This window comes from Stenotrophomonas veracruzanensis, from assembly GCF_032911525.1.
In the GTDB taxonomy this organism is placed as follows: Bacteria; Pseudomonadota; Gammaproteobacteria; order Xanthomonadales; family Xanthomonadaceae; genus Stenotrophomonas; species Stenotrophomonas africana.
Genome location: NZ_JAWJTI010000008.1, coordinates 122466 through 134521 on the forward strand (window position 1 = coordinate 122466; position 12056 = coordinate 134521).

Annotated in this window: 8 protein-coding genes; 5 read left to right on the plus strand and 3 right to left on the minus strand. The window is 67.5% G+C overall.

The features are described from left to right. Nucleotides 1–35: 35 nt before the first annotated feature. Nucleotides 36–2387: a GH92 family glycosyl hydrolase gene (locus R1H25_RS08490; protein WP_317223344.1), complete on the plus strand. Its 2352-nt coding sequence runs from the start codon at nt 36–38 to the stop codon at nt 2385–2387. A gap of 116 nt (nt 2388–2503) precedes the next feature. On the opposite strand, the gene R1H25_RS08495 is transcribed toward R1H25_RS08490, so the two are convergent. Then, nucleotides 2504–3877 (minus strand): sensor histidine kinase, encoded by a 1374-nt coding sequence (locus tag R1H25_RS08495; RefSeq protein WP_317223345.1) that lies wholly within the window; start codon nt 3875–3877, stop codon nt 2504–2506. Beyond that, on the minus strand, nt 3870–4544 hold the full coding sequence (locus tag R1H25_RS08500; RefSeq protein ID WP_317223346.1) for a response regulator: 675 nt from the start codon (nt 4542–4544) through the stop codon (nt 3870–3872). The genes R1H25_RS08495 and R1H25_RS08500 overlap by 8 nt, the downstream gene beginning before the upstream one ends. A 62-nt stretch (nt 4545–4606) precedes the next feature. Between R1H25_RS08500 and R1H25_RS08505 the strand changes: the two genes are divergently transcribed. Genes R1H25_RS08505 through R1H25_RS08515 form a run of 3 tightly spaced genes read left to right on the plus strand, consistent with a single transcriptional unit; the run spans nt 4607 to nt 10097 of the window. Next, nucleotides 4607–5854: a TolC family protein gene (locus R1H25_RS08505; protein WP_317223347.1), complete on the plus strand. Its 1248-nt coding sequence runs from the start codon at nt 4607–4609 to the stop codon at nt 5852–5854. Continuing rightward, the gene (locus R1H25_RS08510; protein ID WP_317223348.1) at nt 5851–7023 is read left to right on the plus strand and encodes an efflux RND transporter periplasmic adaptor subunit; all 1173 of its coding nucleotides are present in this window, start codon (nt 5851–5853) and stop codon (nt 7021–7023) included. Before R1H25_RS08505 ends, R1H25_RS08510 begins: the two co-directional genes overlap by 4 nt. Then, nucleotides 7020–10097 carry a CusA/CzcA family heavy metal efflux RND transporter gene (locus R1H25_RS08515; protein WP_317223349.1) on the plus strand — a complete coding sequence of 1026 codons (3078 nt, stop codon included), beginning with the start codon at nt 7020–7022 and terminating at the stop codon, nt 10095–10097. The genes R1H25_RS08510 and R1H25_RS08515 overlap by 4 nt, the downstream gene beginning before the upstream one ends. Before the next feature lie 133 nt (nt 10098–10230). Here the strand turns inward: R1H25_RS08515 and R1H25_RS08520 are convergent, their stop codons facing one another. Next, on the minus strand, nt 10231–10974 hold the full coding sequence (locus tag R1H25_RS08520; protein WP_317223350.1) for an SDR family oxidoreductase: 744 nt from the start codon (nt 10972–10974) through the stop codon (nt 10231–10233). Between the two features lie 106 nt (nt 10975–11080). Between R1H25_RS08520 and R1H25_RS08525 the strand changes: the two genes are divergently transcribed. Then, complete coding sequence (locus tag R1H25_RS08525; protein ID WP_317223351.1) at nt 11081–12013, plus strand: LysR family transcriptional regulator; 933 nt, start codon at nt 11081–11083, stop codon at nt 12011–12013. Nucleotides 12014–12056 lie beyond the last annotated feature (43 nt).

The following is a 12056-nucleotide window of genomic DNA, read 5'->3' on the forward strand; positions in this document are numbered from 1 at the left end:
GTGCTAGGATCTGACCACCACCTGAATCGATCCAAATGCCGATGCCCACGCTGGACCGTCGTCTCCTGATCGCTGTCGCCGCCACGGCGATGTTCGTCTCCGGCCTGGCTGCGGCTGCCCCGGCCAAGACCGCCGCCGACAAGGCCTATGCCTCGGTCGACCCGTTCATCGGCACCGGTGGGGAAGGCCACACCTATCCGGGTGCAACGGTGCCGTTCGGCATGGTCCAGCTGAGCCCGGATACGCGCATCCAGCCGCGCGAGAAAGCCTACGGTTGGGCGGCCGGCTACCGCTACGACGACAGCAGCATCGTCGGTTTCTCGCACACGCATTTCTCCGGCACCGGCCATTCCGATCTGGGCGACATCCTGCTGATGCCGTTCACCGGCAATCCGGGCCTGGAGCGGGGCGATCCGGAGAAGCCGCGCAGCGGTTATGCCTCACGGTTCCGCCACGCTGACGAGAAGGCCGAGCCGGGCTATTACGCGGTCACCCTGGACGACTACAAGGTGCGCGCCGAGCTGACCACCAGTACGCGCGTGGGCGTGCATCGCTACGCCTTCCCGAAGGGCGCCGACGCCAAGGTGCTGCTGGACATGCGCACCAGCATGTACGACTACCCGGGCAAGGTGCTGTGGTCGCGGTTACGGGTGCGTGCCGACGGCACGGTGACCGGCTTCCGCGAAACCCGCGGTTGGGCGCCGGGCCGCCAGCTGTACTTTGCGATGCGTTTCTCGCGCCCGCTGGCCGGGCATGAGCTGCACAACACCGAGCAGGATGTCGTCTACAAGGGTTTCCCGCCCCCGGGCGAGAAGGATGCGTCACAGCGCGCACAGATCGAAGGTCGGCAGCTGGTGGGTACCTTCGCATTCGGCAAGCTGGACGCACCGCTGGTGGTCAAGGTCGCAATCTCACCCGTCAGCGAGGCCGGCGCCATTGCCAACCTCGACGCGGAAGTGGCCGACTTCGATTTCGACCGTGTGCGTGCGCAGGCAAAACAGGAATGGACGCAGGCGCTGTCGGTGCTCGATATCGATGCACCGGAACACGCGCGGCGAAGCGCCTATACCGCGCTGTACCACACGATGCTGGGACCGACGCTCTTCATGGATGCCGATGGCCAGTACCGCGGCTCGGACAATGCCGTGCACAAGGCTGATGGCTTCACGAACTATTCCACGTTCTCGCTGTGGGACACCTACCGCGCGCTGCATCCGTTGCTGACCCTGGTGCAGCCTGAGAAGCGCAACAGCGATTTCGTCAATTCCATGCTGGCACACCATGAGCACAGCCCCTACGGCATGCTGCCGGTGTGGTCGTTCCATGGCCTGGAAGACTGGTGCATGATCGGCTACCACGCCGTGCCGGTGATTGCCGACGCCTACGTGAAGGGCATCCGCGGTTTCGACGCCGACAAGGCATTGAAGGCGATGGTCGAGACCGCCAACTACGGCCCCTATGACGGCATCGCGCAGTACCGCGAGCTGGGCTATGTGCCGATCGACGAGGAAGGTGAAGCGGCCAGCAAGACGCTGGAATACGCCTTCGATGATTGGACCATCGCACGCATGGCGCAGGCGATGGGCAAGGGCGATATCGCGGCGGCCTTCGACAAGCGTGCCGGCAACTGGCGCAACGCCTTCGACAAGGACACCGGCTTCATGCGCGCACGCAAGCGCGATGGCAGCTTCCGCACTCCGTTCGACCCCAGCGCCAGCGGCTATGGCACCGACTACACCGAGGGCAACGCCTGGCAGTATTCGTGGTACGTGCCGCAGGACGTCGCCGGCCTGGCGGCAGCGCACGGTGGCAGTGACAAGCTGCTCGCGCGCCTGGACGAGGTGTTCAACGCCAAGGTGGATCCGTCCGTCTTCGAGCACATGGAAGACATCACCGGCCTGATCGGCTGGTATGCGCATGGCAACGAACCCAGTCACCATGTGGCCTACCTGTACTCGTACGCCGGCCAGCCGTGGCGCACCCAGGCGCGCCTGAAGCAGATCATGGACACCCAGTATGCCGATCGGCCTGATGGCCTGGCCGGCAATGATGACGTTGGCCAGATGTCGGCGTGGTATGTGTTCACCGCGCTGGGCTTCTACCCGGTAGCGCCGGGCTCGGGCGAGTACATCCTCGGCCGCCCGTTCCTGCCGAAGACCGCGATGCGCCTGCCGAACGGCAAGACGTTCACCATCGTGGCCGAGGGCCTGGATGACAAGCACACGTACGTTGGCAGCGTGAGCCTCAACGGCAAGCCGCTGCAGCGCACCTTCCTGCGCCATGACGAGATCCTGGCCGGTGGCGAGCTGCGTTTCACCATGCAGGCCGAGCCGAACAAGGATTGGCCGGGGCAGGGCGCGCAGGCGCCGTACTCGATGAGCCGGTGATGCGCACGTTTCACGGCTGACCTGGAACCTGTAGAGCCGAGCCCATGCTCGGCTGCTTTTGGCACGGTGCCTGAGCCGAGCATGGGCTCGGCTCTACAAGGGCAATTCGACAAAGGTCAACGGAACCGCAACCCCACCCGCGCGCCGCCGATCGGGGCGGTATCAATCATCAGGGTCGCGCCATGCCGCTGCGCGATCTCGGCCACGATCGCCAGTCCCAGGCCGCAGCCATCGCCCTCGCTGCTGGCCCGGTAGAAGCGTTCCGTGACGCGCGAGCGCTCGGCTTCGGCAATGCCGGCGCCGTTATCGTCCACCCACACCAATACGTCTTCGACCTCCTGCCGAACGCCGAGGGTGATCACCCCGCGCGAGGCACCGTAGCGCAGCGCGTTGTCCAGCAGATTGCCCAACGCTTCGCGCAGCAGCTGCGGATCGCCCTGTATCGACACGCCGTCGTCGGGCCCCTCGTAGCCCAGGTCTATGCCGACCTCCAACGAACGGTCGGCGTAGCGCTCCACCACGCCGCGTGCCAACGCAGCCAGGTCCACCGGCTGCAGTGGCAGTGCACTGCCATGCGGATCTTCCGATCGGCTGAGCATCAGTAGCTGGTTGACCAGGTGCTGCAGCCGCGCCAGCCCGGCCAGCGTACCGGACAACGCCAGTTGCTGGGCCTGCGGATCGTGCTGGCGCAATGAACTCTCCAGCTCCACCTGCATTGCCGCCAGCGGCGTGCGCAGCTGATGCGCGGCATTGCTGACAAAGCGGCGTTGCGCGGCCTGCATGGCGTCCAGTCGCTGCAGTAGTGCGTTGTATGCCTCCACTGCCGGCCACAGCTCGCGCGGCGCCTCTTGTGTAGGATCCAGCGGCGCCAGCGGGTCTGGGCGGGGGCTGGCCAAGCGCCGTGCGACCAGGTTGGCATGGCGTGCGGCAGCGCCTGTGCCGGACCACGCCAGCCACGCCGCCAGTGCCAGGATCGCGGCCTGGAACGGAACGCTGGTCAGCAGCAGCTTGCGCTCCAGCCGGTGGCGCTTGCGCAGTGTCTCGGCCACGCGCAGCCGGATGTCATGGCCCGGCCCGGCGCTGACCACCACCTCAACCATGCGCACAGGCTGCCCACGCAGTCGCGCATCGTAGTAGACCGGGTCTTCATCGGCGGCAGCGCTCGCCGGGCGCGGCAACGCCTCGGGCAGGTCGCCATACAGGCGCCCGCCTGCAGCGTCGACCACCTCGCCATGCACTTCGTCGGCGGTGTCCCAGGTGAACATGCGCGAGACTGCCGGGGTGATTTCGATTGAGGCGCGACCATCCTGCACCGTCACCAGCTCGGACAACGACATTGCCGAATCCAGCAGCCAGCGGTCGTAGACCTGGCCGGCATAGAAGCGCGCCAAGGCGAATGAACCCACTGCGCTGCACAGCAGCAGTACCAGCAGCGGCAGCCACAGGCGCCGCAGCAGCAGGCCACGCAGGCTGTGCACGCGCTCAGTCACCCACGGCCTCCAACCGGTATCCAAGCCCACGCAGCATGCGGATGCCGACGCCGGCGCGCGCCTGTTCCAGTTTGCGGCGCAGGCGGCTGACATGCACTTCGATCACCGACAGGTTGGCCTCGTGATCCCAACTGTACAGCGCGTCGAACAGACGCTGCTTGGTAACCGTTCGGCCGGGATGCTGCAGCAGTGCATCGACCAGCGACAATTCGCGCGCCGTCAGTTCGATACGCTGCCCGTCCACCTGCACTTCATTGCGGATGCTGTCGAAGCACAACCGGCCCATGCGTTTCTGCGCGGGTGCATCACTGCGACGCCGGGACAGCGCCCGCAGACGCGCTTCCAGCTCGCCGAGTGCGAATGGCTTGGCCAGGTAGTCGTCGCCACCGCGGTCGAGACCGAGGATGCGGTCTTCCACGCCATCGCGTGCGGTCAGGATCAGCACCGGCAGGGTGGTGCCGTCGTTGCGCAGACGGGACAGCAGGTCCAGGCCATCCACGTCGGGCAATGAAAGGTCGAGCACCATCACGTCATACGGTGCGCTGGCCAGTGCAGCGGGTGCGTGCAGCCCGCGCGAAAGGTGGTCGCACAGATGGCCGGCACCCTGCAGGGCGCGGATCAGTCCATCGGCCAGAGCGGCGTCGTCTTCGATCAGCAGGATTCGCATTGCAAGCTTCGTGCAAGGTTGGGGCAAGTTTGGCGCAAGTGCGTCACCTTACCGTGACGTGCATGAATTTCTCCCCTCGTCTTGCGGCCGTACTGGCCGCCCTCCTGTGCGCACCCGCAGCATCGGCGCTGTCCCTGCAGGAAGCACAGCGCGCAATGGAAGCACACAACCCGGACCTGCGTGCGGCGGCACTGGCGCTGCGCGGTGTGCAGGGTGATGCGCAGACGGCGGCATTGCGCCCGGCAACCGAGTTGTCGATCGGCACTAGCAAGATCAGCCCCAAGCACGGCATCGGCCCCGGACGCTGGCAGGACAAGCGGGTGGACAGCACGCTGGGCCTGGGCTTGACCTGGGAGCGCGGTGGCAAGCGTGCGTTGCGTATCCGCCAGGCCGATGCACTGCTGGAAGTGGCGGGGCTGGAGATGCTCGATGCGCGGCGCCGCCAGCAAGTGGCGTTGCACGAAACCTATTTTGGCCTGAAGGGCGCCCAGGAGCGGGCGCAGATTGCCGATGCCAACCGCCAGAGTTCGGCCGAACAGATGGCGGCGGCGGACAAGCAGGTTGCCACCGGGGCGATGGCGCCGGTGGACCGCGCGCGGCTGGCGGTGGACGACTTGGCGGTAGCCGACGCGGCGCGCGAGGCGGCGCTGGATCTGCGCGATGCGCGGCATGCGCTGGGCCTGCTGCTCGGCCGCGACGACAGTCATGACCTCAGCGCCGATGATCCGTGGCCAGACCCCGCGGGCAGGGCCGATGCGCGCGCGTTCGATCCGCAGCAGCGTGCCGATCTGCGCGCGGCCCGTTCGCGCCTGGCAGCCGCCGACGCCGGTGTGGCATTGGCGCGCAGCGAGCGCCACCGCGACATCCAGTTGGGCATGGAGGCAGAACGCGAGCCCACCGACATAAGCGGTGTCACCTGGGGCGTGTCGCTGACCGTTCCGCTGGGGGGGCCGTCCCGTGCACGCGGCGCGATCCAGCGTGCCGAGGCCGACCGCGACAATGCCGCGCTGGAGCTGCAGGTGCTGCAGCGTGAAGCGCATGCCGAACTGGACCGGTTGCAAGCCAGCGCGCAGTCCGCCGCGCAGCGTCGAAGTGACTACGAAGGACTGCAGTCCGACGCCGCACGCAAGGCGGTGCGGGGCATCGAACTGGCGTACCGGCGCGGCGCCGCCAGCCTGACCGATCTGCTGGATGCGCGCCGCAGCTGGCGCGAGTTCGAGGCTGCGTTGATTGAAGCGCGAGCCGACCATGCCATTGCCCTGGCGCGCTGGGAAGCGGCCACATCCGTTGCTGAAGGAGAGTCTCGATGAAATTCACCGTCGCTTGTCGCCCGCAGTCGCGACACGCCGTGCTGCCGGCCTTGCTGGCGCTGGCCCTGCTGGGCGGCTGCGGCCGCGAACCGGCGTCGTATACCGGGGACGCGCCGAAGGTCAGTGCTGGCCAGATCCAGTTTCCGGCCGGTAGCCGCCAGCTGGACGTGCTGCGCAGCGAGGCGGTGACCGCCGGAGCCAGCGCCAGCCTCCAGCTGCCGGGCCGGGTGGTCTGGGACGAGACGCGCTCCAGCGCGCTGCGCACGCCGCTGGCGGGGCAGGTGGCGCGCATGGAGGCACAACCGGGGCAGAAAGTGAAGGCGGGTCAGGTGATCGCCTGGATCACCTCGCCCGAATTCGGCCAGGCCCAGGCCGACGGCGTGCGTGGCCGTGCCGAGCTGCAGCAGGCGCGAAAGGAGCTGGAGCGCACCCGCGAGTTGCATGCGGCGGGTGTGGCGTCGGGCCGCGAACTGGACGAGGCCGAGGCCAGTTTCGCCGGCAGCCAGGCCGATCATGCGCGTGCAACCGCCTTCGCCAGGGCGTATGGCAATGGCCAGCACGTCGACCAGCGTCTGCCGCTGCGCGCGCCGATCGATGGCGTGCTGGTGGAGCGGCGGATGAGCCCGGGCATGGCAGTCAGCCCCGACAGCGAGCAGCCGTTGGCGGTGATTGGCGATCCGGACCGCTTGTGGCTGCTGCTGGATGTTCCCGAGAGCCTCGCTGGACGCTTGCAGGCGGGCATGCAGGTGACCGTGCCCGACGCCGATGGACAGCCGCTGCAGGCGACCCTGCAGCACGTGGATGATTTCGTCGACAGCGAACGCCGCGTGGTGCAGGCGCGCGCCGAGCTGGACAACCGCGCACGCAGCTTCAAGGCGGGGCAGTACGTGCGCGCCCAGGTGGCGTTGCCGGCCGAGGGCGGTGTCTCGCTGCCGGATGCGGCCGTGTTGTTGATCGAGGGCAAGCAGGTGGTGTTCGTGGAGGAGGGCAAGGGTCGCTTCGTGCGTCACGCCGTGCATGCCGAGGAACTGGGCGACGGCCGCCTGTGGGTGCGTGAGGGTCTGGCCGCAGGCGCCAGGGTGGTGGTCGAGGGCGGCCTGCTGCTGCAGCAGCTGGCGGACAGCGCGCCCGCCACCGCCAGCATCGGCACGGGGCACGCCGCCCCATGATCGATCGCCTGATTGCCTACTGCCTGCGCCAGCCGCTGATGGTGATGCTCGCACTGTTGCTGTTCATCGGCGCTGGCATTGCCGCGTTCCGCGTGCTGCCGGTTGAAGCCTTCCCGGATGTGTCCGACACCCAGGTGACGGTGGTGTCGCTGCACCCGGGCCGTGCCGCCGAAGAGGTCGAGCGCGAGGTGACGATGCCACTGGAAGTAGCGTTGTCCGGCATCCCGCATTCGGTGCGGGTGTTCTCGCATACGCAGTTCGGCCTGTCGATGATCATCCTGACCTTCGACGACAAGGCCGATGACTACTTCGCACGGCAGCAGGTGCTGGAACGCCTGCAGGGCGTGGAGCTGCCGGAAGGGGTATCGCCGGATCTGGAGGCGATGAGTTCGGCGGTAGGTGAGATCTACCGTTATGTGTTGAAAGGCCCGCACATGACGCCGACCCAGCTGCGCACCGTGCAGGAATGGACGATGGAGCGCAGCCTGCGCACCGTGCCGGGCGTGGCCGATGTGATCAGCTTCGGCGGCTTCGCGCGCACCTTCCAGGTCAAGCCGGACCTGGACAAGCTCCGCGACCGCGGCATCAGCCTGGGTGAGTTCGCCGAGGCGTTGGAGAAGGGCAGCTCGAATGCGGGTGGCGGTTACGTCGAACGCGGCCAGCAACAGTTCCTGATCCGTGGCGTAGGTCTGATGCGTTCGCCGGCCGACATCGGCAACGTGGTGGTGGCGCATCGCGGGGGCACGCCGATCCTGGTGCGCGACCTGGCCGGCATTGCCGACAGCGGCCTGCCCCGCCAGGGCCTGGTCGGCCAGGACGACAACGACGATGCAGTGTTCGGCATGGTGCTGATGCGCAAGGGCGAGAACCCGTCCGACGTGCTCGACGCCCTGCATGCGCGCATCGCCGAGATCGAGGCCAACCAGTTGCCGGCCGGCGTCAGCATCGAGCCGTTCTACGACCGCTCGTGGCTGGTCACGACCACGCTGAAGACGGTCTTCCGCAACCTGCTGGAAGGCGCAGTGCTCGTGTTCCTGGTGCTGTGGCTGTTCCTGTACAACGCCCGGGCCGCGCTGATCGTGGCGGCGATGATGCCTCTGGCCCTGCTGTCGACCTTCCTTGGCCTGCATCTGTGGGGCGTACCGGCCAACCTGCTGTCGTTGGGCGCGATGGATTTCGGCATCATCATCGATGGCGCGGTGATCGTGACCGAGCACATCGTCTCGCGGTTGTCGAAGTTGCCCCCCACCGCCGATCGGAAGACGCGGTTCTCCACCATTCTGTCAGCCGCATCGGAAGTGGGTCGACCGACGTTCTTCTCGATGCTGATCATCATCGCCGCGCATATCCCGATCTTCACCCTGCAGCGCCAGGAAGGCCGCATGTTCGCGCCGATGGCGTACTCGGTGACCTCGGCATTGATCGGCGCGCTGATCCTGGCGCTGACCGTGGTGCCGTTGTTCTGCTACTGGTGGCTGCGGCGCGACCGCATGCGCGACGGCAATCCGCTGATGGACCGCCTGACCGGCTGGTACCGGCCGATCCTGGAGCGCGCACTGGCTCGCCCGCGTGCGGTGGTGCTGACCGCGGTTGCGCTGCTGGTCGGCACGCTGGCACTGGGCACCCGCCTGGGGTCGGAGTTCCTGCCCGAGCTGGACGAAGGATCGATCTGGTTGACCGCCACGTTGGATCCCAGCACCAGCCTGGCTGAGGCGCAACAGCAGTCGCGGCGCATCCGTGAGCTGGTCGGCACTTTCCCGCAGGTATCGACCGTGGTGGCCAAGCTGGGGCGCCCGGAAGACGGCTCCGACGCCAAGGGCGCAAACCAGATCGAGGCGCTGGTGGCGTTGAAGCCGGAGAAGGAGTGGCCGAAGGGTGTGGACAAGCGACAGCTGGTGAGCGACCTGCAGCGCACGCTGGAGCAGCGCATTCCGGGGCCGGAGTTCTCGATCTCGCAGCCGGTGCGCGACAACATCCTGGAGAGCATCTCGCAGATCAAGGGCCAGGTGGTGATCAAGGTCAGTGGCTCGGATCTTGACGTGCTGAACCAGCAGGCACAGGCGATTCTGGGCCAGGTACGTGGCGTGGAGGGGGTGGAGAGCGCCTTCATCGACCGCGACGGGTCGTTGCCGCAGCTGCAGATCGAGATCGACCGTGACCGTGCCGCACGCTATGGCCTGAACGTGCGCGACATCGACGAGGTGATCGAGACTGCGCTGGGCGGGCGCCAGGTCGGCGAGCTGTGGGAGGGCGACCGCAAGTTCCCGATCACGCTGCGCCTGGACGACGCCGACCGGGACCTGCAACGGCTGCGCACGGTGCCGGTCGGCATCGGCGACGGCCACACGGTGACATTGTCCGACGTGGCTGATTTCCGCATGGCCAGCGGCGCGATCAACATCTCGCGCGAGAACGCACAACGGGTCAAGGCGGTGAGCATCTTCATCGCCGGCCGCGACATGGGCAGCGTGGTGGCCGACATGCGCACGCGGGTGGATGCCAGCGTGCAGCTGCCGGAAGGCTACCGGCTGGAATGGTCCGGCGAGTTCGAGAACCAGCAACGTGCAATGAAGCGGCTGGGCTGGGTGATCCCGCTGTCGGTGCTGATCATCTTCGTACTGCTGTTCGATGCCTTCAAGGACATCAGCAGTGCCGCGCTGATCCTGGCCAACGTGCCACTGGCGATGATCGGCGGCATCCTCGCCCTGTGGTTGACCGGCATCCCGCTGTCGGTGTCGGCGGCGATCGGTTTCATTGCATTGTTCGGGCAAGCGGTGCTGAACGGGGTGGTCATGCTCAGTCGCTTCGCGCAGCTGCGCGAGCAGGGCATGGACCTGCTGCAGTCGGTGGTACAGGGTTCGCTGCAGCGCCTGCGTACCGTGCTGATGACCGCACTGCTGGCGATGTTCGGCCTGCTGCCGATGGCGACCTCGCATGCGATCGGTGCAGAGACCCAGAAGCCGCTGGCGGTGGTGGTGATCGGCGGCCTGCTGTCGGCGATGCTGCTGACCCTGCTGGTACTGCCCACGCTGTATTACTGGGTACACCGGCGCCGCGAGGCCCGGACCGGCTGACCACAATGTAGAGCCGAGCCATGCTCGGCTGCTTCTGGCCTTTGCGCGGAGAGCAGCCGAGCATGGGCTCGGCTCTACCCCCGCGACATGCGCAGATGCGATCCACGCCATGCGTGGAAGCCGGCCGCGCGATCTACACCATCCCGCCGTTGGCGCGCAGCACCTGGCCATTGATCCACCCGCCATCGGTGCCTGCCAGGAACGCAACCGCACCGGCGATGTCCTCCGGCGTACCCAGCCGCTCCAGGGGGTTCATCTTCGCCAGCCGCTCGATCAGTTCCGGTGATTTGCCGTCCAGGAACAGATCGGTGGCGGTCGGGCCGGGAGCAACTGCGTTCACGGTGATGTTGCGCCCACGCAGCTCCTTGCTGAGGATCGCGCCCATCGTCTCCACCGCTGCCTTGCTGGCCGCATACACGCTGTAGTGCTCCAGCTTGATACCGACCACGCTGGTGGACACGGTGATCAGCCGGCCACCATCGCGCACCCGTCGCGCGCTTTCGCGCAGCACGTTGAAGGCGCCCCTGAGGTTGATGCCGATCACCCGCTCGAACAGCGCGTCGTCGGTGCCGGCCAGCGGCGCCAGCTGCAATACGCCGGCGCTGTTGACCACCACGTCGATGCCGCCGAAACCGGCCTCGATGGCGTCGAACAGCTGGTTGACCGCCTGTGAATCGGCCACATCGGCCTGCAACGCGATGGCCTGCGCACCGGCCGCGTTGAGTTCGGCCGCCAAGGCTTCGGCGTCGTCGCGGCGCCCCGCATAGTTGATGGCGACCGCGTGGCCATCGGCGGCCAGGCGGCGGGAGATGGCCGCGCCGATGCCACGGGAACCGCCGGTGACCAGGGCGACAGAGCGGGCGGGGGAGAGGGTCATGGTGGGTTCCAGCAGGGCACGCCGGAGTGGCGCAGGGCCATCTTCGCGACATTGTCTTTTCGGATAATCCTGCATAATCCGTCAACATCATCCGGACAACCGAATAATGGACCGCTTCACGGCCATGCGCGCCTTCGTCCGTATCGTCGAGCGTCGCAGCTTCACCCGGGCCTCCGAGGACCTGGGCCTGCCGCGGGCCACGGTGACCGACGCGATCAAGGCGCTCGAACAGCGGCTGGGCGTGCGCCTGCTGCACCGGACCACGCGGCTGGTGGTGCCGACGCTGGAAGGCGAGGCCTTCTATGGCCGTTGCCTGCGCCTGATCGCCGACATGGACGATGCCGAGGCCGCGTTCCGTGACGCGCCGCCGCGCGGCCCGCTGCGTATCGAAGTGCATGGCACGCTGGGCCGGCACCTGCTGTTCCCGCACCTTCCGGTGTTCCTGCAGCGCTACCCGGAAATCGAACTGGAGGTCAGCGAAGGCGACCGCTATGTCGACCTGCTGCGCGAAGGCGTGGATGCGGCGTTGCGGGTGGGGACGCTGGCCGACAGCGATCTTGCGGCGCGCCGGTTGACGATGCTGCGCGAGGTCACGGTCGCCTCGCCGGGCTATGCGCAGGCACACGGCCTGCCCGATACCATCGAATCGCTGCAGGACGGCCACCAGACGGTCGGCTACCGATCCAGCGCCACCGGCCAGCTGATTCCGCTGGAGTTCCAGCAGGGCGGGCAGGTGCGCTACGTGCCGCTGCCGGCGCGGGTGCGAGTGTCCGGTGCGGACGCGTTCCTTGGTGCCGCGCTGGCGGGCCTCGGTATCATCCAGGCGCCGCGTTACCGGATGGACCCGTACATCGCGCGCGGGCAGCTGGTCGAGCTGTTGCCCGAGATGCCGCCGACGCCGAGCCCGTTGAGCCTGGTCTACCCGCGCAACCGCACGCCGTCGCCACGCTTGCGGGTGTTCATCGACTGGGTGGCCGGGCTGTTCGAGCAGACCGGGGTTGCCGGCCAGCGGCCGGCATTACCAAAGCGGCGCTCCTGAAACGCCACGACGGAATGGCTGTGTGGGGGTAGTGCCGGGGGGG

What these genes read in the sequence shown, in the direction of transcription:
- R1H25_RS08520 (WP_317223350.1), bottom strand. Translation starts at nt 10,974, where the DNA reads ATGACCCTCTCCCCCGCCCGCTCTGTCGCCCTGGTCACCGGCGGTTCC.
- R1H25_RS08490 (WP_317223344.1), top strand. Translation starts at nt 36, where the DNA reads ATGCCGATGCCCACGCTGGACCGTCGTCTCCTGATCGCTGTCGCCGCC.
- R1H25_RS08505 (WP_317223347.1), top strand. Translation starts at nt 4,607, where the DNA reads ATGAATTTCTCCCCTCGTCTTGCGGCCGTACTGGCCGCCCTCCTGTGC.
- R1H25_RS08525 (WP_317223351.1), top strand. Translation starts at nt 11,081, where the DNA reads ATGGACCGCTTCACGGCCATGCGCGCCTTCGTCCGTATCGTCGAGCGT.
- R1H25_RS08500 (WP_317223346.1), bottom strand. Translation starts at nt 4,544, where the DNA reads ATGCGAATCCTGCTGATCGAAGACGACGCCGCTCTGGCCGATGGACTG.
- R1H25_RS08510 (WP_317223348.1), top strand. Translation starts at nt 5,851, where the DNA reads ATGAAATTCACCGTCGCTTGTCGCCCGCAGTCGCGACACGCCGTGCTG.
- R1H25_RS08515 (WP_317223349.1), top strand. Translation starts at nt 7,020, where the DNA reads ATGATCGATCGCCTGATTGCCTACTGCCTGCGCCAGCCGCTGATGGTG.